Source organism: Microbacterium sp. 1.5R (assembly GCF_007667425.1).
Lineage (GTDB): Bacteria > Actinomycetota > Actinomycetes > Actinomycetales > Microbacteriaceae > Microbacterium.
In genome coordinates this window covers 947,529-965,864 of sequence record NZ_VDRC01000002.1, presented here as the reverse complement: position 1 = coordinate 965,864, position 18,336 = coordinate 947,529, and the positions used below count along the sequence as shown (strand labels likewise).

Sequence of the window (18,336 nt, the reverse complement as noted above, 5' to 3'; positions counted from 1 at the left end):
TGCCATCCTGGGGGCATGATCCCGCAGGACCGACACGTGCCGGAACGAGTCCTGCTGGCGCGACACGGGCAGACGGTGTGGAATGCGGAGCACCGTCTTCAGGGGCAACTCGACTCCCCGTTGACGCCGGAAGGACGGAGCCAGGCGGAGTCGCTCGGGGAACGACTCGTCGGCCGGAACGTCTCGATCGTCTGTTCCAGTCCGCTGGGTCGGGCGCTGCACACCGCGACGGTGATCGCCGAGCGGCTCGGAGTCGACGTCATCGAGGTCCCGGAACTCGCCGAGGTCCACCACGGCGATATGGCCGGCATGACGTGGGATGAGATCGATGCGCGGTTCCCCACGGCCAGGGAGGAGCGAGCGGCCAACCGGTACGGGTGGGCGTTCCCAGGAGGAGAGAGCTACGCGCAGGCACGCGCGCGCGCACGCCGAGCCCTGTCCGCATGCGGGTGGCTGGCGGCCGGCACGCCGCTCATCGTCAGCCACGAGATGATCGGGCGGATGCTGCGAGCCGAACTCCGCGGTCTCGATGCACCGAACGCGCTGGCGCTGCGGCATCCCCACGGCGTCGTGTTCGAGATCGACCGCCGCGCCGAGCGGATGATCTAGGACTCGTCGCCCGGCAGCAGATCGGGACGGCGAAGCCGAGTGCGCTCGAGCTGCTGCTCGCGACGCCACGCGGCGATCGCAGCATGGTTGCCGCTGAGGAGCACGTCGGGAACCGGTCGATCCCGCCACTGGGAGGGCTTCGTGTACGAGGGGTACTCCAGCAGCCCGTCCTCGTGCGATTCCTCGACGAGGCTCTCGGGGTTGCCGACCACCCCGGGGATCAGACGACCGATGGCCTCGACCATCGCCATGGTGGCGACCTCTCCCCCGTTCAGCACGTAGTCGCCGAGACTGATCAGCCGCACCTCGCCGAGCGTCGCCGCGTACTCGAACACGCGCTCATCGATGCCCTCGTATCGACCGCAGCCGAAGATCAGGTGGTCTCGATCGCTCAGATTCCGAGCCGTGGCCTGCGTGAAGACCTCTCCGGCGGGCGATGGGAAGATGATGGTCGGTCGTGCCGATGCGTCGATCGCCGTGAGGTCGTCGATCGCTGCCGCCCACGGCTCCGGCTTCATGACCATGCCCGCCCCGCCGCCGTAAGGCGTGTCATCGACGGTGCGGTGCCGATCGTGCGTCCAGTCCCGGAGGTCGTGCACGTTCAGGTCGAGCAACCCGGTGCTCCGGGCTCTGCCGAGGAGTGAGAGGGTCAATCCGTCGAAGTAGGACGGGAAGATCGAGACGACGTCGATGCGCACGCGGGGACCGTTTCGCCGGTCAGTCGGTCGCGTCGGAGTCTGCAGACTCACCCGCGTCCGCTGCCGCAGCCTCGCCGCCATCGGGATCGGATTCGGGCAGGTCCTCGAACAGACCGGCGGGTGGAGTCACGATGACTCGACCTCGGGCGATGTCGACGGTGGGGACGATCGCCTCCACGAACGGCACCATGATCTCCCGCTCCTGCACCTTGACGATGAGGAGGTCCTGCGCCGGCATGTGCTCCACGCGGACCACGTGGCCGACCACCGCGTCATCGCGGACCACGTCCAGACCGACGAGCTGATGGTCGTACCAGGCGTTGTCCTCGGGCTCGTCGGCATCCTGGTCGATCCACAGGATGGCGCGGACGAGGCTCTCGGCAGCGTCCCGGTCGTCGACGTCTTGGAAGAAGACGACGGAGTTCGCATTCATCACGCGGTACTCGCGCACCGTGATGGTCTTGCCGTGCCACGGAGATGCCTCGGGCACCTGCAACGTGAACTCGGCACCCGGGATGAAACGTCGCTCCGGGTTGTCGGTGTACAGCTCCAGCTTCAACGCGCCCTTGAGGCCGTGGGCCTTGACGAGACGCCCCACACGGAGCTGGTTCTTGCCCTGGTTGCGGTCTTTCGGCACCACGTCAGTCGTCCGCGACGTCGACGCGGACGCGGCGCCCGTCCGCCAGGGCGGACACCAGGGTGCGCAGTGCTTTCGCGGTGCGGCCGCCGCGCCCGATCACGCGTCCACGGTCGTCGGGGTGCACGCGCACCTCGAGCAGGTCGCCTCGCGGCGAGGTGGAAGCGTTGATACGGACATCCTCAGGGTGATCGACGATCCCCTTGACGATGTGTTCGAGCGCGGCGGCGAGCACGACGATTACTCGGCGTCGGCGGCGGGAGCCTCGGCGGCCTCCGCGTCGGCGTCGGCGGCGGGAGCCTCCGCAGCGGGAGCCTCCTCCTTCTTCTCCGCCTTGGGCTTGATGACCGACTTCTTCGAGGAGTCCGCCTCGAAGGCGGTCTTCTCGCCGGCGACCTTGAGGGTGGACTTCGCGTCCTTGTCGCCCTTGAAGGTGCCCCAGTCGCCCGTGATCTTGAGGAGGGCGGTGACCTGCTCGGTCGGCTGAGCGCCGACGGAGAGCCAGTACTGCGCACGCTCGGAGTCGATCTCGATGAACGAGGGCTCCTCGGTGGGGTGGTACTTGCCGATCTCCTCGATCACACGACCGTCGCGCTTGGTGCGCGAGTCGGCGACGACGATGCGGTAGTAGGGCGCACGGATCTTGCCCAGGCGCTTGAGACGAATCTTGACAGCCACGATTCTCCTGAATTGTGTGGAAGGAAACGAACCGGTCGCCTGGAGAGTGGGGTGCACATCCGGCGGAAGCTCAGAGGGAGGACTCGTGCTGGATAGAGGGTCGAGCACGTCGTCCGACCCTCTATTCTGCCAGATCCGCCCGCCAGTCGCGAAACGTGGCGACACGGTGCTTGTCGTGGCGCTCGACTCGCGTGCCAGACTGTGCGGGTGCCCCTCGAGTTCGCCGCCTCAGACCGCTCAACCGTCGGCCTGGAATGGGAGATCATGCTCGCTGATCCGGCGACCGGAGACCTCGTCGGACGCGCCCCTGAGCTCCTCGACGCCCTCGAGGCGAACAGCGCTGATGAACGGTACACGGTGACCGGCGAGTTGCTCACCAACACCATCGAGGTCACGAGCGGGATCGGCGACTCCGTCGCGCATGCGGTCGACGACATCGCGAACGCGATCGCCGCGGTGCGCACCGCGACCGACTCGGCGGGCATCGAGCTCCTCTCCGCCGGCAGCCATCCGTTCGCGCAGTGGTACGACCAAGAGGTCACGGACAAGACCCGCTACCACACGCTCATCGAGCGGACGCAATGGTGGGGTCGGAACATGATGATCTGGGGCATCCACGTCCACATCGGCGTGGAGGACCGGCGCAAGGTCATCCCCATCATCAACGCCTTGGCCGCGTACCTCCCCCACCTCCAGGCACTGTCGGCGTCGAGCCCGTTCTGGGCGGGAGAGCGCACCGGCTACGCCTCGAATCGTGCACTCGTCTTCCAGCAGCTCCCCACTGCGGGCCTCCCCTGGCAGCTGCCGGATTGGGACGCGTACGAGTCCTACCTCGACGACATGGTCAGAACGGGCGTGATGGCCGACGCCACCGAGGTACGCTGGGACATCCGTCCCGCTCCTCGCTGGGGCACGATCGAGATCCGCGCCTGCGACGGACTCTCCACTCTCCCCGAGCTCGCAGCGGTCGCGTCTCTGGTGCAAGTGCTGGTCGAGCACTTCTCCCGTCAGATCGACGAGGGGCGCGATCTCCCGACCATGCCCTCCTGGTATCACCGCGAGAACAAGTGGCGCGCGGCCCGCTACGGCCTCGAGGCGCGTCTCATCGTCGACGCCGAGGGAACGCAGCGGCCGGTCCGCGATCACCTCGCAGAGGTCCTCGACGAGCTCGCCCCCGTCGCCCTGGAGCTCGGATGCGTGCGGGAGTTCGGCAGCATCGCGACCATCCTCGCCGAGGGTGCCAGCTATGAGCGGCAGCTGACGATCGCGAACGCCACCGGCGGAGATCTGCGCGCGGTGGTGCGACACCTCATCCGCGAGTTCCGGTCGGGACCGGAGGCCTCGACCGAGGCTCCGTGACCGTCAGTCGTCGACGAGGCGGCGGGCGAGCCCCTCGTCGAGCACCACGTCGGTGACGAGATCGGCGGCTATCGCCGCGCGCAGGCTCGCCAGCTTCGGGATGCCGGAGACGACGCAGACACGACGCGGGACGCGGCGCAGCCGATCGAGCCCGGGCCCGGTCGCTCGAGCGTTGACACGGATGTCCTTCCACGAGCCGTCAGCGCGGAAGAAGACGGTGGCGACGTCGCCGATGGCGTGGTCCTCGCGAAGACTCCGGTAATCGTCTCTGCCGAGATAACCGCCGACGTACACCCGACTCGGAACCTCGGCGGCGGGTGACCCGAGGCTGAACACCGCGATGTCCATCTTCGCTTGGAGGTCGAGCACGCGTCTCGTGCTTCGCTCGCGCCACATCGCCTCGCGCGTCGACGGATCGTCGAAGAAGGCCGGCACCGGGAACTGCTGGACCTGAGCACCGAAGGCGCTGCCGAATCGCTGGAGGATGTCGCTGGAGTACTCCACGCCGCTCGTCTGGGTGTTGCCCGCTCCGTTGAGCTGGACGAACGTGGTGTTGTGCGTCTCCTTCTGCGTCAGCCCCCTGCTGACCGCGCTGATGGTCGACCCCCACGCGACGCCGACGATCATGTTGGAGTCGACGAATTGCGACAGGAGACGACCCGCCGTGAGCGCCACGCGTTCCAGCCGCTCCACCTCGCTGACGATCTCGGGGGTCGGCACCACATGCGCCACGACGCGATGCCGATCACGGATCCGCTGTTCGAGCATCCCGAGGCGTTCCAGCGGGGAGTTGATGCGGATGTCGACGAGACCGCTCTCCCTGGCGAAGCTGAGAAGCCGGGACACCGAGGATCGGGAGGTCTTCAGCTCCTTGGCGATGACCTCCATGGTCTTGTCCTGCATGTAGTAGAGCTGCGCGGCGGTGAGCGCGGCGACCAGTTTGGAGTCGCGGGATCCGGGCTCTTCGTAGGGCATGACGGCCTCCTCGATACAGATCCTTGCACATATGTGCAACAGGCTTGCGCGTGAGGGTCGCGCGGGTCGATGCTGGGGGCAAGCAACACAGGGAGGTCGAAGATGATCGAGTCGACACACTCGTCACCGGAGCGCGCAGAGGTCCGCGCCGTACGCGAAGCAGGGCGCACGAGCGTCCTCATCATCGGAGCAGGGATCAACGGCATCTCCACGTTCCGAGACCTGGCGCTGCAGGGCGTCGACGCCGTCCTCGTCGAACGGGGCGACTTCGCATCCGGAGCGTCCGCCGCGTCGAGCCACATGATCCACGGCGGCATCCGCTACCTCGAGAACGGCGAGTTCCGTCTGGTCCGCGAGTCGGTCGAGGAGCGCAACGGACTGCTCAAGATCGCGCCCCACTACGTCAAGCCGCTGCAGACGACCATCCCGATCTACTCGACGTTCTCCGGGATCCTCTCTGCGCCTCTGCGCTTCCTGACGCACAAGAGCGGCAAGCCGCAGGAGCGCGGAGCTTTCCTCATCAAGATCGGCCTGACGATCTACGACACGTTCTCCCGCGACGGCGGCACGGTTCCCCGGCACCGCTTCCTGGGTCGCAAGCGCGCGCTCGCCGAGCTCCCGTCGCTCGACCCGAACATCAAGTACACCGCCACCTACTACGACGCCTCGATGCACGACCCGGAGCGCCTCGCTCTCGACGTGCTGCAGGACGGACGCGCCGCACACCCCGGCGCCGTCGCCCTGAACTACGTCGAAGCCGTCTCGCGAGACGGCTTCGAGGTGGTGCTGCGCGACCGCGAGAGCGGCGCCGAGTTCACCGTCGCCGCTGACGTCGTGGTCAATGCCTCCGGTCCCTGGACGGACCTCACCAACGACGCGCTGGGCACCGACACGCACTTCATGGGCGGCACCAAGGGCTCGCACATCGTGCTCGACCACCCCGAGCTGCTCGAGGCGACTCGCGGCCGGGAGATCTTCTTCGAGCACTCCGACGGCCGCATCGTCCTGATCTACCCGCTCAAGGGCCGCGTCCTCGTCGGGACGACCGATATCGACGCCGACCCGCGCGAGGTCCCGGTGTGCACCGAGGAGGAGATCGACTACTTCTTCGACCTCATCCACCACGTGTTCCCGCAGATCTCCGTGACGCGCGACCAGATCGTGTTCAACTTCTCCGGCATCCGCCCGCTCCCCCGTCACGAGGACACGGCGCCCGGCTTCGTGTCGCGCGACTACCGCGTCGAGGTCGACCGGAAGGGCGCGACCCCGCTCGTCAGCCTCGTCGGCGGCAAGTGGACCACCTTCCGCGCGCTCGGCGAGTCTCTCTCCGACGTCGTGCTCGACCTCATCGGTCGCACCCGAACGGTCTCCACCGTCGGTCGTGCGATCGGCGGGGGACGCGACTTCCCCCGCACCGAGAAGGCTCGTCGCATCTGGATCCAGGAGAACCTCGCCGGCGCGGGAGACCGCGCCGAGAAGCTCCTGGCCCGCTACGGTACGCGCGCCGCCGACGTCTGGACGTACGTCGAGCAGGGTGACGACGCCCCGCTCGCCGGCGGTGACGTGTCGACGCGCGAGCTCGAGTGGATGGTGCAGAACGAGCTCGTCGCCAGGCTTCAGGACGTCGTCCTCCGCCGCACCAGCATCGCCTTCACCGGCAATGCGGATGCCGAGGTGCTGGACGAGCTCGCGAACGCACTGGCACCCCTGCTCGATTGGGATCGCGACCGTCACGACGCCGAGGTCGAGGAGACTCGGACGCTGTTGAACGAGCGACACGGACTTTCCATCCCGTCCCGCACCCGCGGCTGACGGGATCCTCCGACCGTCGCCCTCCTCGCGACGAACCACAATAGAAAAGTGCCGGGGCAGAGGGGCCTCGGCACGCGAGAAAGGTCAATGAAGACATGACTGATGTGAATCTCGGTCTCTACTTCCTGTCGGAGTTCGTCGGCACCGCGCTGCTGCTCCTTCTCGGAGGTGGTGTCGTCGCGAACGTCGCCCTGACGAAGAACAAGGGCTACGGCGGCGGCTTCCTGATGGTCAACTGGGGATGGGGGCTCGCGGTCTTCGTGGGTGTCCTCGCCTCGGCGTACTCCGGCGCGATCCTGAACCCCGCTGTCGGCATCGGCCTGCTCGTGGCCGGCAAGATCGACTTCTCGCAGTTCGCGACGGCGACCGGTGCCGAACTCCTCGGCGCGATCGTCGGTGCGATCCTGGTGTGGCTCGCCTACAAGCAGCACTTCGATGAGGAACCCGAGCCCGCGAACAAGCTCGGCGTGTTCTCGACGGGTCCGGCGATCCGCTCCTACGGCTGGAACCTGGTCACCGAGATCATCGGCACGTTCGTCCTGGTGTTCTCCGTCTTCGCGTTCGCCGACTACGGCGTGGCCGACATCGGCGTCCCCGGAGGCCTCGGCCCGCTCAGCGCGCTCCCCGTCGCCCTCGTGGTGGTCGGCATCGGCGCCTCGCTCGGTGGACCCACCGGCTACGCCATCAACCCCGCCCGCGACCTCGGTCCGCGCATCGCTCACGCGATCCTGCCGATCAAGGGCAAGGGCTCCAGCGACTGGTCCTACTCGTGGGTCCCCGTCGTCGGTCCGCTCATCGGTGGTGTGCTCGCCGCCGTCGCCGCTCCGGCCCTTCTCGGCCTCGCCTGAACCGCCACCTGACTTCGAAGGAGAACATCCATGGCTGACTACATCATCGCGATCGACCAGGGCACGACCTCGAGCCGCGCCATCATCTTCGACAAGAAGGGCAGCATCGTCGCGACCGGCCAGAAGGAGCACGAGCAGATCCTCCCCAAGGCGGGCTGGGTCGAGCACGACGCCTCCGAGATCTGGCGCAACGTGCAGGAGGTCATCGGTCTCGCTCTGAGCCGGGCCGACCTGACGCGTCACGACATCGCCGCGGTCGGCATCACCAACCAGCGCGAGACCGCCGTCGTGTGGGACAGGACGACGGGCAAGCCCGTGTACAACGCCATCGTCTGGCAGGACACCCGCACTCAGGCCATCGTCGACCGCCTCGCGGCGGACGGGGGCGGCGACCGCTTCAAGGACATCGTCGGCCTGCCGCTGGCGACGTACTTCTCCGGCACGAAGATCGCCTGGATCCTGGAGAACGTCGACGGTGCTCGCGAGAAGGCGGAAGCCGGCGACCTGGCGTTCGGCACGACCGACAGCTGGGTGCTCTGGAACCTCACGGGAGGCGTCGACGGCGGCGTGCACGCGACCGACGTCACGAATGCCTCGCGCACGATGTTCATGGACCTCGAGACGCTCGAGTGGCGTGACGACATTCTCGAGGTGTTCGGCGTGCCGCGCTCGATGATGCCCGAGATCCGCTCCTCTTCCGAGGTCTACGGCAAGGCCGAGGATTCGTCCCTGCTGCGTGAGACTCCGATCGCCGGCATCCTGGGCGACCAGCAGGCCGCGACGTTCGGTCAGGCCGCGTTCGACACGGGCGAGAGCAAGAACACCTACGGCACCGGCTGCTTCCTGATCTTCAACACGGGCGAGGAGATCGTCCGGTCGAAGAACGGACTCCTGACGACGGTGGGCTACAAGCTCGGCGACCAGCCGACCCACTACGCCCTGGAGGGGTCGATCGCCGTCACCGGCTCGCTGATCCAGTGGCTGCGCGATCAGCTCGGCATCATCTCGTCCGCCCCCGAGGTGGAGCAGCTCGCCGAGCAGGTCGAGGACAACGGCGGCGTCTACATCGTGCCCGCGTTCTCCGGTCTCTTCGCGCCGTACTGGCGACCGGATGCGCGCGGTGCGATCGTCGGCCTCACCCGGTACGCGAACAAGAACCACATCGCGCGGGCGGCGCTCGAAGCCGTCGCCTTCCAGACGCGCGACGTGCTCGACGCCGTGAACGCGGATGCCGGAGTCGACCTGTCCGAGCTCAAGGTCGACGGCGGCATGGTCGCGAACGACGCCCTCATGCAGTTCCAAGCGGACGTCCTCGGTGTGCCGGTCGTTCGCCCCGTCGTCGCGGAGACCACGGCGCTGGGAGCCGCGTACGCCGCGGGTCTCGCGGTCGGTTTCTGGGACGGACTCGACGACCTGTCCGCCAACTGGCAGGAGGACAAGCGTTGGGAGCCGTCGATGGACGAGGCCGAACGCGACCGCCAGCTGCGCCTGTGGCGCAAGGCCGTCACGAAGTCGATGGACTGGGTCGACGACGACGTGAAGTGATCTCAGGACACTGAGGGAGCGGGCTCGGAGGATTCCTCCGGGCCCGTTCTGTCACTCAGGCGGTCGCTGGTCGCGAGTCGTCACGACACCGAGAAACGCGCGCGCGGCGCTCCGCGGGTCGGTCGCGTGCCATGCCAGGTGCTCGCTCCGCGCCGGCCCGCCCTGTACATCGACCACGGCCACCCGCGCGGCGGAGCGACGAACGACACCGGGCGCGAGAAGCGTGACCGCCAATCCTGAGGCGACGAGGTCGAGGATCAGCTCGGCCGAGTCGGCCTCGAACGCCACGTCACGTTCCACGCCGACGGCGCGGAAAGCGCCATCGCTCTGTGCGCGGCCCGCGGTGCCCACCGGGAAGTCGGCGAAGGTCTCCCCCGCCAGATCCTTGAGGGCCACGGATCCCTCCGCGGCGAACGGGTGGTCTGTCGCGACGACCGCCTGCAGACTCTCGGTCTCGAGGATCCGCGAGGCCACGCCTTCGGGAACGACTCCTTCTCGGAGCCCCAGGAGTGCGATGTCCAGGTCGCCCGAGCGCACGGCGGCGATCATCGCGTCGCTGTTCCCCACCGTCATCTCCACGCGAGACGACGGATGCGCGAGCCGGTACGCGCGAAGAGTACCGGGCACGTCCATCGCGGTGACGGTGGGGATGACGCCGAGCCGCAGCGACCCGACGATCGTGCCGGATGCCGCGGCCGCTTCCTCCACCGCCTGGTCGGCGGCCTCGACAGCCGCACGAGCGTGCGGCAGGAACGCCGCGCCCGCCTCCGAGAGCGCGACGCTGCGGCTGGTGCGTACGAAGAGGCGCTGTCCGATCTCTCGCTCGAGGGCTGCGATCTGATGACTCAGCGCCGACTGGGTGACGAAGCACTTCTCGGCGGCGCGGGTGAAGCTCGAACTCGCGGCGACGGCCACCACGTAGCGAAGCTGCTGCAGGTCCATCTCACCCATGATCCATCTTCATGGATGGCATGACAACAGCGAGTTGGACTCATCGATGCCGCGGAATCAGGCTGGGGGTATGAATCGGTCGACCACCCTCCTGCTCACGGCGCTCGCCCCGATCGCGTGGGGCACCACCTACCTCGTGACCACGTCCCTGCTCCCCCATGGTCACCCCTTGCTCGCCGGCCTTCTCCGCGCCCTTCCCGCGGGACTCATCGCGGTGGCGATCGCCCGCAGGCTCCCGAGCGGCGCCTGGTGGGTCAAGTCCGCTGTCCTGGGCGTGCTGAACATCGGTGCGTTCTTCGCATTGCTGTTCGTCGCCGCAGAGCGTCTTCCGGGCGGCGTCGCCGCTGCCGTCGCCGGAGTGCAGCCGCTCATCCTGCTCGGGATGAGCGGCCTCGTGCTGCGAGACCGGATCCGCCCGGGCACCGCGGCCGCTGCGTTCGCCGGAGCTGTGGGGGTCGTGCTCGTCGTCGTCGGTCCCGACGCGCAGCTCGACCTGGTCGGCGTGCTGGCCGCCGTGGGCGGGGTGACCTCGACCGCGCTCGGCATGATCCTGACGAAGCGCTGGGGGCGCCCAGCGCGAGTCGGCGCCATCGGGTACGCCGGGTGGCAGCTCTCGGCCGGCGGGCTGTTCCTGCTCCCACTCGCCCTTCTGTCCGAGGGGCTCCCGCCGCGCATCGACGGCGGAGCGGTCGTCGGCTACCTCTGGCTGGGGATCGTCGGCGGGCTGATCGCGTACACGCTGTGGTTCCGCGGCATCCAGCGACTGCCCGTCATCGCGCCGGGGCTGCTCGCTCTCCTGTCCCCGGTCGTCGCGACCGTCCTCGGAACCACCTTCGCCGGGGAGGTCTTCACACCGGTGCAGGCCGCGGGTATCACCGTCGTGTCGATCGCCCTGGTGGCCGGTCAGCTCTCCGCGCGCCCGCGCCGTCTGCGCGCGCAGGAGACGGAAGCTCGTGGTGAGCCCGCCACTGCGAGACTCTGAACCGCGTCAGCTCTTGCCGAAGAGCTTCTGGATCTCGGCGAGCTCCGCCTCAGAGGGGGCCTTCGCGCCGCCTCCGCCGAGACCGAACCCCGACCCGGTCGGAGTGGACGCAGGAGCCACGCCCGCATTCTCGGCCGCGCGCTTCGCCGGGTTGCCGGACCGCGAGCCCGAGGGCTTGCCCTTGCCCTTCTTGCCTCGCTTCGATGACGCTCCCGGGCGCCCCATCCCGGGAACCGGCCCCATACCGGGAATGTTCGGGGTGCCACCGCGGGCGACGGTCTTCATCATCTTCGCGGCCTGATCGAAACGCTGGACGAGCTGGTTGACGTCCGTGACCGTCATTCCGGAACCGCGCGCGATGCGCAGGCGCCGCGATCCGTTGAGCACCTTCGGATTACGCCGCTCCCCCGGGGTCATGGATCGGATGATCGCCTCGGTGCGGTCGATCTCACGCTCGTCGAAGTCCTCGAGCTGCTGCTTCATCTGGCCCATGCCCGGGAGCATCCCGAGCATCTTCTTCATCGAGCCCATCTTCTTCATCTGCTGAAGCTGATCGAGGAAGTCCTCGAGGGTGAACTGCTCCGTGGCGAGCTTCTCCGCCATCTTGGCGGCCTCTTCCTCATCGAAGGCCTGCTGGGCCTGCTCGATGAGGGTGAGGATGTCGCCGAGGTCGAGGATGCGGCTCGCCATGCGGTCGGGGTGGAAGGGCTCGAGGTCTTCGAGGCGCTCACCCGTCGAGGCGAAGATGATGGGCCGGCCGGTGATGGAGGCGACCGACAATGCGGCACCGCCGCGGGCATCTCCGTCGAGCTTCGAGAGCACGACACCCGTGAAGTCGACGCCCTCCTGGAAGGCCTTCGCCGTGTTCACGGCATCTTGACCGATCATGGCGTCGATCACGAAGAGCACCTCGTCGGGGTCCACGGCCTTGCGGATGTCGGCCGCCTGCTTCATGAGCTCTGCGTCGACGCCGAGACGGCCGGCGGTGTCGATGATGACCACGTCGTGCTGCTGGCGACGGGCGTGCTCGACGCCGTCGCGCGAGACCCTGACCGGGTCGCCCACACCGTTGCCCGGCTCGGGCGCGTACACGGTCGCGCCGGCCTGCTGGGCGACGACCTGGAGCTGGTTCACCGCGTTCGGACGCTGGAGGTCGGCGGCCACGAGGAGAGGCGTGTGACCTTCACCTTCGAGCTGCTTGGCCAGCTTGCCGGCGAACGTCGTCTTGCCGGACCCCTGCAGACCGGCGAGCATGATCACGGTCGGGGCCGTCTTCGCGAACTGCAGACGGCGCTGCTCTCCGCCGAGGATCTGCACGAGCTCCTCGTTGACGATCTGCACGACCTGCTGCGCGGGGTTCAGAGCCTTGTTGACCTCGTCGCCGAGTGCCCGCTCGCGCACCTTCGCCGTGAAGTCCTTGACGACCGCGAGCGCGACGTCGGCGTCGAGGAGCGCGCGCCGGATCTCGCGGACGGTGCCGTCGACATCGGCCGCGGTGAGCTTTCCCTTCGTGCGCAGGTTGCGGAAGGTGTCGGTGAGCCGATCGGAGAGCGTGCCAAACGTAGCCATGGTGCTACCGATTCTACGCGAGAGGGGCCTCGATGCTCAGCGCGGCTCGGAGCTCGGCCTTCGCCCGCTGATAACGACCGCGCGCGGTAGACGAGGGGATGCCGAGGAGCGCGGCGGCGTCTGCGAGTGAGAACCCGTCCCAGTGCACCAGACGGACGATCTCCCCGAGATCGGGATCGAGCCGAGCGATGGCGTCTCGCACGTCCGAGCCCTGGTCTGCCGCCGGGGCATGCAGTTCGCTCGGCGCGATCCGGATCCGGTCGACCAGGGCCCACCGCCGTCGCGCTCCTCGCGCATGATTGAGCAGGGTGCCTCGGGCGATGCCGAACAACCACATCCGCGCTCCTTCTGGATCGACAGGCAGCTCCCTCACCCGGCGCCATGCCACGACCATCGCCTCCCCCAGGAGATCTGCGGCGTCGTCCGCACCGACCCGGCGTTCGAGATAGGCGAGCAGCGGTGAGGCGGTGGATTCGAATGCGGCGACGAGGCGACGGTCCTCCGCGTTCACCGCTTCTCGCCCTCTCCGCCCCAGTCTTCGCCGTCGCAGTGCACCTGTGAATGCGATTCTGAGCCGGCGAGCATCCAGCTGTCGATTCCGTGCGCGACGAGTTCGTCGTGCAGCGCCTCGCCCAGCGCCTGTTCGTGCGCGAGCCAGGCATCGAGATCAGCCTGTCTCGGGCCCTGCGCGTCGATACCGGCCTGAGCGTTGCTCGTCGTGATGAAGTCCGCGTACTTCTGCACGAACGGGGCGACCTCCGCCTCGACGTCGGCATTCGCGAACCAGTCGTCGACGATGCGATTCACCTCTGCCCGTAGGAACGGGTTCGGCACCGAGTAGCCGCTCACGCGGAGCTCGCACTCTCCCCAGGTCGGCGCGGTGTAGGTGTAGCTGCGATCCGGGTTCTCGAGACCTCCTACCCAGCCCCAGGTGCTCGAGGCGGTCGCGAAGCCGGTCCCGCCGACCAGGAGGGCCGTGATCGCCCCACCGAGTACGAGTGCCCGCGACCGCCGTCCGGTCCGCCGCACATGCGAACGCGCGTGCGAGGCGAGCGCCCGCACGTCGTCTGTCCCGAGCGTCCGGGCTGGTGGCGCCGACGAGTCGAGCAAGGTCTCGAAGCTGTCCGTGTGCATGAGCGGTCCTCTCGGTGGGTTCGCTCAAGACATGTCCGGCGTCTGCCGAAACGTCCGCGTCAGCCCCAGCGGAGATCGTCGAGTGCCGAGAGCGCGTCTGCGAGCACCGTCTCCGGCGCCGAATACCCGGCCCCCTGCTCCGCCCAGGCGCGGAGGGACGACAGTACGGCTGCGGCGTGCGCCGCCCCGATGACGTCGGCGCGGATCCGCGAGATCCCGGAGGCGGAAGCGGCCCCCGCGACGATCGACGCCAGCCGCGCTAGACGCAGCGCGCTATCGCGGGCGAGCTCCTCGTCGAGACCCATCGCGGTGCGGTTGCGGAAAGCCAGAGCCAGGGGATCCGGCGCGAAGTCGCGAAGGGCGTCGACCAGGATCGCTCGGACGGCCGCGGCATCCGACTCGGCTTCCAGCTCCGCGAGCGCGGCGCCGACTCCGTCGATGCGCGCATCGAGGCCCGACCACAGCACATCGCTCTTCGACGAGAAGTAGTTGAAGAAGCTGGAGCGGCTGACTCCGGCGCGCTGCGTGATGTCGGCGACGGAGGTCGCGTCGTATCCGCGCTCGAGGAAGAGCTCGCAGGCGGCCTCGGCGAGCGTCTCGCGCGACGACGCCTTCGGGCGCCCTGCTCGGCTCGTGGTCGTCATGTGGACACGGTATCGCGCGCAGTGGCGCCGGCGCCGGTGCTCGCCCGGAGGAGTATTGTTAGACGCGATCCATCTATATCGACCGTCTCACGAGGGAGTCCTCCCATGCTCGACGTCGTCACCGCCGGCCTCGCCCCGGCCTACGTGCCCTACCCCGAGGGCTGGGATCTGCAGCGACGAGTCCACGCCGAGGTGGTCGCCGGGTCGCGCGCCGACACCCTGCTGCTCCTCGAACACGAGGCCGTCTACACCGCAGGCAAGCGCACCGAAGACCATGAGCGCCCGCAGGACGGGACGCCGGTGATCGATGTGGATCGCGGAGGCAAGATCACCTGGCACGGCCCAGGACAGCTCGTCGGCTACCCGATCGTCCGGCTCGCCGAGCCGATGGATGTCGTGGCGCACGTGCGCCGGATCGAGCGGGTGCTCATCGATGTCCTCCGTCCGTTCGGTGTCGACGGCTATCAGGTCGACGGCCGGAGCGGAGTCTGGGTGCGACGGCCTCTCTCCGAAGACAAGATCGCCGCGATCGGCGTGCGGGTGCAGCAGGGTGTGACGATGCACGGCTTCGCGATCAACTGCGACAACACCCTCTCGGGCTTCCGCGGCATCATCCCCTGCGGCATCACGGATGCCGGGGTCACCACCGTGAGCGAGGTCGTCGGTGCCGACGTCTCCCCCGCCGACCTCGCGGATGCCGTGGCATCCGCCTTCACCGTCGCCTACTCGTCCGCCGACCTCGCAGGAGCATCCGCATGACCGCCGCCGCACCCGAGGGGCGCAAGCTCCTCCGTCTCGAGATCCGCAACGCGGAGACTCCCATCGAGCGCAAGCCCGAGTGGATCAAGACCAAGGCCAAGATGGGGCCGGAGTACACGGCCCTGCATTCCCTCGTGAAGAGTGAAGACCTGCACACGGTCTGCCAGGAGGCCGGGTGCCCTAACATCTTCGAGTGCTGGGAGGACCGAGAGGCCACGTTCCTCATCGGCGGGTCGCAGTGCACGAGGCGCTGCGATTTCTGCCAGATCGACACCGGCAAGCCGGACGCGTACGACACGGACGAGCCGCGCCGCGTGGCCGAGAGCGTGCAGCGCATGGGTCTGCGCTACGCCACCGTCACGAGCGTCGCCCGCGACGACCTGCCGGACACCGGTGCGTGGCTGAACGCCGAGACGGTCCGCCGCATCCACGCGCTCAACCCCAACACGGGCGTGGAACTCCTGGCGAACGAGCACAACGCCGACCCCGCGTTCCTCGGGCAGATCTTCGACGCCCGCCCGGAGGTGTTCGCGCACAACGTCGAGACGGTTCCTCGTATCTTCAAGCGCATCCGTCCGGCGTTCAAGTACGAGCGTTCTCTCGACGTCATCACGCAGGGGCGGGATGCCGGCCTGATCACGAAGTCGAACCTGATCCTCGGGATGGGCGAAGAACCCGAAGAGGTCGTTCAGGCGCTGAACGACCTGCACGAGGCCGGATGCGACATCATCACCATCACGCAGTACCTGCGCCCATCGCCGCGACACCTCCCGGTCGCCCGGTGGGTCAAGCCGGCGGAGTTCGTCGAGTTCAAGGAGGAAGCCGAGCGCATCGGGTTCCTCGGCGTGCTGGCCGGCCCTCTCGTGCGCTCGTCGTACCGGGCGGGGCGGCTGTGGGCGCAGTCGATGACCTCGAAGGGACGCGAGATCCCTGCGCACCTCGCACACATCGCCGAGAGCGCGGATCTCGGTTTCGCGCAGGCCGTCTGAGGACGCGGAGCGCCGGCTGTCAGTCGGCGCTCATGACCGACAGCACCACGCCGTCGGACCCGAGGTTCACCAGCAGTACGTCGTCGGTCGTGTCGGCGTCGAGCGCGTACTCCAGCACGGCGAAGGGCTCGGAGCCGCCATGCTCGTCGGCGAGGATCGTCATGCTCATCAGACGCAGCGAGCGGATGATGTCGACGGCCGCGTCGCCGCTGAAATCGACCAGGACGTCTTCCAGCTCGTCGCCGTAGGCCTCCTGCTGCTGCAGGATGTACTCGGTCACCTCGCTCGTGCGATCGTCCACCTCGGAGAGCATGCTGCGCCGCGCGGTGCCGTCGACCGTCTCCAGCCCGGCGATGAGAGACGCCGCGATGTCGAGCGCATCCGCCGACACGTCATCCTGATCCGGAGCCGTGAGGTCGACCGTCACGCTCTGATCGCCGAGTTCCACGGTCTCCGACCAGAAGATCGAGCCGTCGGGGCCCGACGACAAGAGTCCGAAGTAATCGTGTTCGATCGCCATAACGCTATGAAACCAGCCTCGTGGTCGCGGCGGTAGTCCTGTACGTGCGTGTCGTCAGCCGACGAGCGACTGCACGAAGACGTGAGGGGTGAAACCGGTGAGATCGTCGATGCCCTCGCCCTGGCCGAGGAGCTTCACAGGGATGCCGGTGCGCTCCTGGACAGCGAGCACGAAGCCGCCCTTCGCTGAGCCGTCGAGCTTGGTGAGCACCAGCCCGGTCACCCCGGCGTGCTGGAGGAAGGCCTCCGCCTGCATGACCCCGTTCTGGCCGGTCGTGGCGTCGAGCACGAGGAGCACCTCGCTGATCGGCGCCTGCTTCTCGACGACGCGGCGGATCTTGCCGAGCTCGTCCATCAGGCCGCCCTTGGTGTGCAAGCGGCCGGCGGTGTCGATGATCGCGATCTCGATGCCCTCGCGCTGCGCGAACTCGATGGTCTGATAGGCGACGGACGCGGGATCCTGCCCCTCCTGCTGCGGACGGACGATGGCCGCTCCTCCGCGCTGCGCCCAGGTCGCGAGCTGATCGACCGCCGCCGCGCGGAAGGTGTCGGCCGCGCCGACCACGACGCTCCGCTGGTAGCCGCGCAGGAACTTCGTGAACTTGCCGATCGTGGTGGTCTTGCCGACGCCGTTGACGCCGACGACGAGCACGACCGCCGGCCGCTCGGTGAGCTTCAGCGTCGTGTCGAATTTCGCGAAGTGCTCCTCGAGCGTCTCGCGCAGCATCCGCTGGAGATCCTTGGGGTCGGTCGTGCGGTAGCGCTCGACCTTGTCGCGGAGCTCGTCGACGACCCGCTCGCTGATGTCGGGGCCGAAGTCCGCCGTGATGAGCGCGGTCTCGAGGTCCTCCCATGTCGTCTCGTCGATCGTGGGCTTGACGAACATCCCGCGCAGCGCACGGGTGAGGGACCAGGACTTCTCCGCCATGACTCCAGCCTACGGCTACGATCCTCGAATGCCCCTCTCACGGCTCCTCGTCCACAGCTCTGGGCGCCCTGTCGCGTCGGCGTGGCCGCTGCTCTCGACCGAACCGCACAGTGCGGCGGCACTGCGCGTCACTGCCCCCATCGAAGAGCAGAGCGCGCTCCTCCGCTCCTCGATCGTCGCAGAGAGCACGGTCGTCTTCGCGCACTCCCTCCTCGCTGTGCCCGCTGTCCTCGCCTCGACAACCCGCCGTGTAGCCGGACTCGTGCTCGTCGAACCCGCGCTCTACGACCTGGGTCGGGGCCTCGAGTCGATCGAGCGACACATCGGCATCGTGACGGATGCCCGTGATGTCGCTGCTTCCGGCGACCTGCGGGGTTTCTGGGCGATGTTGCGACCGCTGATGTTCGGCGGCCCCCTTGACGATAAGCGCTGGTCGGCAGAAATGGGTGTCGCGGCCTTCTGGGCAACTCGCGATCTCCCCTGGGGGCACGGAGTCCGCGACCACATGCTCCAAGACATCCCGACGTTGGTGGTCACGGGCGGCTGGAACGACGAGTACGAGTCCATCGCCGCGATCCTCGCCGGTCTCGGAGCCGACCACACCGTGCTCAGCGGGGCCCAGCATCGACCGCAGGATCTTCCCGGGTTCGCCCCCGCCGTCTCCGAGTTCGAGAGATCCCTCGAGGCGTGATCCGCGCGA

General features: G+C 68.2%; 21 protein-coding genes. 9 read left to right on the top strand and 12 right to left on the bottom strand.

The window, feature by feature from the left end:
• Positions 1–15 precede the first annotated feature (15 nt).
• Positions 16–609, top strand: a complete 594-nt coding sequence (locus tag FSY98_RS15465; RefSeq protein WP_260857519.1) for a histidine phosphatase family protein — start codon at positions 16–18, stop codon at positions 607–609.
• Here FSY98_RS15465 and trmD read toward each other — a convergent pair.
• From trmD to rpsP, 4 genes are read right to left on the bottom strand one after another with little or no spacing between them, the layout of a single operon-like run.
• The gene (gene trmD / locus FSY98_RS15460; protein ID WP_144877513.1) at positions 606–1,307 is read right to left on the bottom strand and encodes a tRNA (guanosine(37)-N1)-methyltransferase TrmD; all 702 of its coding nucleotides are present in this window, start codon (positions 1,305–1,307) and stop codon (positions 606–608) included. The two genes, FSY98_RS15465 and trmD, sit on opposite strands and share 4 nt — an antisense overlap.
• A 19-nt stretch (positions 1,308–1,326) precedes the next feature.
• On the bottom strand, positions 1,327–1,947 hold the full coding sequence (gene rimM, locus FSY98_RS15455) for a ribosome maturation factor RimM (protein WP_144877512.1): 621 nt from the start codon (positions 1,945–1,947) through the stop codon (positions 1,327–1,329).
• 1 nt (position 1,948) lies between these two features.
• Positions 1,949–2,179, bottom strand: coding sequence for an RNA-binding protein (locus FSY98_RS15450; protein ID WP_096715970.1), 231 nt, complete (start codon positions 2,177–2,179; stop codon positions 1,949–1,951).
• 5 nt (positions 2,180–2,184) lie between these two features.
• Positions 2,185–2,622, bottom strand: coding sequence for a 30S ribosomal protein S16 (gene rpsP / locus FSY98_RS15445; RefSeq protein ID WP_144877511.1), 438 nt, complete (start codon positions 2,620–2,622; stop codon positions 2,185–2,187).
• A 207-nt stretch (positions 2,623–2,829) separates the two neighbouring features.
• On the opposite strand from rpsP, the gene FSY98_RS15440 reads away from it, so the two are divergent.
• The gene (locus FSY98_RS15440; protein WP_144877510.1) at positions 2,830–3,981 is read left to right on the top strand and encodes a glutamate--cysteine ligase; all 1,152 of its coding nucleotides are present in this window, start codon (positions 2,830–2,832) and stop codon (positions 3,979–3,981) included.
• A 3-nt stretch (positions 3,982–3,984) separates the two neighbouring features.
• Here the strand turns inward: FSY98_RS15440 and FSY98_RS15435 are convergent, their stop codons facing one another.
• Positions 3,985–4,956 carry a sugar-binding transcriptional regulator gene (locus FSY98_RS15435; protein WP_144877509.1) on the bottom strand — a complete coding sequence of 324 codons (972 nt, stop codon included), beginning with the start codon at positions 4,954–4,956 and terminating at the stop codon, positions 3,985–3,987.
• Between the two features lie 102 nt (positions 4,957–5,058).
• Between FSY98_RS15435 and FSY98_RS15430 the strand changes: the two genes are divergently transcribed.
• From FSY98_RS15430 to glpK, 3 genes are all read left to right on the top strand, one after another.
• The gene (locus tag FSY98_RS15430) at positions 5,059–6,768 is read left to right on the top strand and encodes a glycerol-3-phosphate dehydrogenase/oxidase (RefSeq protein ID WP_144877508.1); all 1,710 of its coding nucleotides are present in this window, start codon (positions 5,059–5,061) and stop codon (positions 6,766–6,768) included.
• A gap of 95 nt (positions 6,769–6,863) precedes the next feature.
• Complete coding sequence (locus tag FSY98_RS15425) at positions 6,864–7,616, top strand: MIP/aquaporin family protein (RefSeq protein ID WP_144877507.1); 753 nt, start codon at positions 6,864–6,866, stop codon at positions 7,614–7,616.
• A 30-nt stretch (positions 7,617–7,646) separates the two neighbouring features.
• Entirely contained in the window at positions 7,647–9,161 is a 1,515-nt protein-coding gene (gene glpK, locus FSY98_RS15420) for a glycerol kinase GlpK (RefSeq protein ID WP_144877506.1), read from the top strand.
• A gap of 51 nt (positions 9,162–9,212) precedes the next feature.
• Here the strand turns inward: glpK and FSY98_RS15415 are convergent, their stop codons facing one another.
• Positions 9,213–10,112: a LysR family transcriptional regulator gene (locus tag FSY98_RS15415; protein ID WP_260857514.1), complete on the bottom strand. Its 900-nt coding sequence runs from the start codon at positions 10,110–10,112 to the stop codon at positions 9,213–9,215.
• A gap of 70 nt (positions 10,113–10,182) precedes the next feature.
• Here FSY98_RS15415 and FSY98_RS15410 point away from each other — a divergent pair, with 70 nt between their 5' ends.
• Positions 10,183–11,094: an EamA family transporter gene (locus tag FSY98_RS15410; protein ID WP_144877505.1), complete on the top strand. Its 912-nt coding sequence runs from the start codon at positions 10,183–10,185 to the stop codon at positions 11,092–11,094.
• Positions 11,095–11,100: 6 nt separating this feature from the next.
• Here the strand turns inward: FSY98_RS15410 and ffh are convergent, their stop codons facing one another.
• The 4 genes from ffh to FSY98_RS15390 are packed head-to-tail and all read right to left on the bottom strand — an operon-like array spanning position 11,101 to position 14,441.
• Entirely contained in the window at positions 11,101–12,663 is a 1,563-nt protein-coding gene (gene ffh / locus FSY98_RS15405) for a signal recognition particle protein (RefSeq protein WP_144877504.1), read from the bottom strand.
• Positions 12,664–12,676: 13 nt separating this feature from the next.
• A complete protein-coding gene (locus tag FSY98_RS15400; RefSeq protein ID WP_144877503.1) occupies positions 12,677–13,174 on the bottom strand; it encodes an RNA polymerase sigma factor in 498 nt (165 codons plus the stop codon).
• Complete coding sequence (locus FSY98_RS15395) at positions 13,171–13,797, bottom strand: hypothetical protein (RefSeq protein ID WP_144877502.1); 627 nt, start codon at positions 13,795–13,797, stop codon at positions 13,171–13,173. Before FSY98_RS15395 ends, FSY98_RS15400 begins: the two co-directional genes overlap by 4 nt.
• Before the next feature lie 59 nt (positions 13,798–13,856).
• Complete coding sequence (locus tag FSY98_RS15390; RefSeq protein WP_144877501.1) at positions 13,857–14,441, bottom strand: TetR/AcrR family transcriptional regulator; 585 nt, start codon at positions 14,439–14,441, stop codon at positions 13,857–13,859.
• Positions 14,442–14,546: 105 nt separating this feature from the next.
• On the opposite strand from FSY98_RS15390, the gene lipB reads away from it, so the two are divergent.
• Both lipB and lipA read left to right on the top strand, forming a co-directional pair.
• Positions 14,547–15,200 carry a lipoyl(octanoyl) transferase LipB gene (gene lipB, locus FSY98_RS15385; protein ID WP_144877500.1) on the top strand — a complete coding sequence of 218 codons (654 nt, stop codon included), beginning with the start codon at positions 14,547–14,549 and terminating at the stop codon, positions 15,198–15,200.
• Entirely contained in the window at positions 15,197–16,189 is a 993-nt protein-coding gene (gene lipA / locus FSY98_RS15380) for a lipoyl synthase (RefSeq protein ID WP_144877499.1), read from the top strand. The genes lipB and lipA overlap by 4 nt, the downstream gene beginning before the upstream one ends.
• 19 nt (positions 16,190–16,208) lie before the next feature.
• On the opposite strand, the gene FSY98_RS15375 is transcribed toward lipA, so the two are convergent.
• Entirely contained in the window at positions 16,209–16,709 is a 501-nt protein-coding gene (locus tag FSY98_RS15375; protein WP_144877498.1) for a DUF2004 domain-containing protein, read from the bottom strand.
• Positions 16,710–16,763: 54 nt separating this feature from the next.
• On the bottom strand, positions 16,764–17,636 hold the full coding sequence (ftsY, locus tag FSY98_RS15370; RefSeq protein WP_144877497.1) for a signal recognition particle-docking protein FtsY: 873 nt from the start codon (positions 17,634–17,636) through the stop codon (positions 16,764–16,766).
• 28 nt (positions 17,637–17,664) lie between these two features.
• Here ftsY and FSY98_RS15365 point away from each other — a divergent pair, with 28 nt between their 5' ends.
• Entirely contained in the window at positions 17,665–18,327 is a 663-nt protein-coding gene (locus tag FSY98_RS15365) for a hypothetical protein (protein ID WP_144877496.1), read from the top strand.
• The last annotated feature ends 9 nt before the right edge of the window (positions 18,328–18,336 follow it).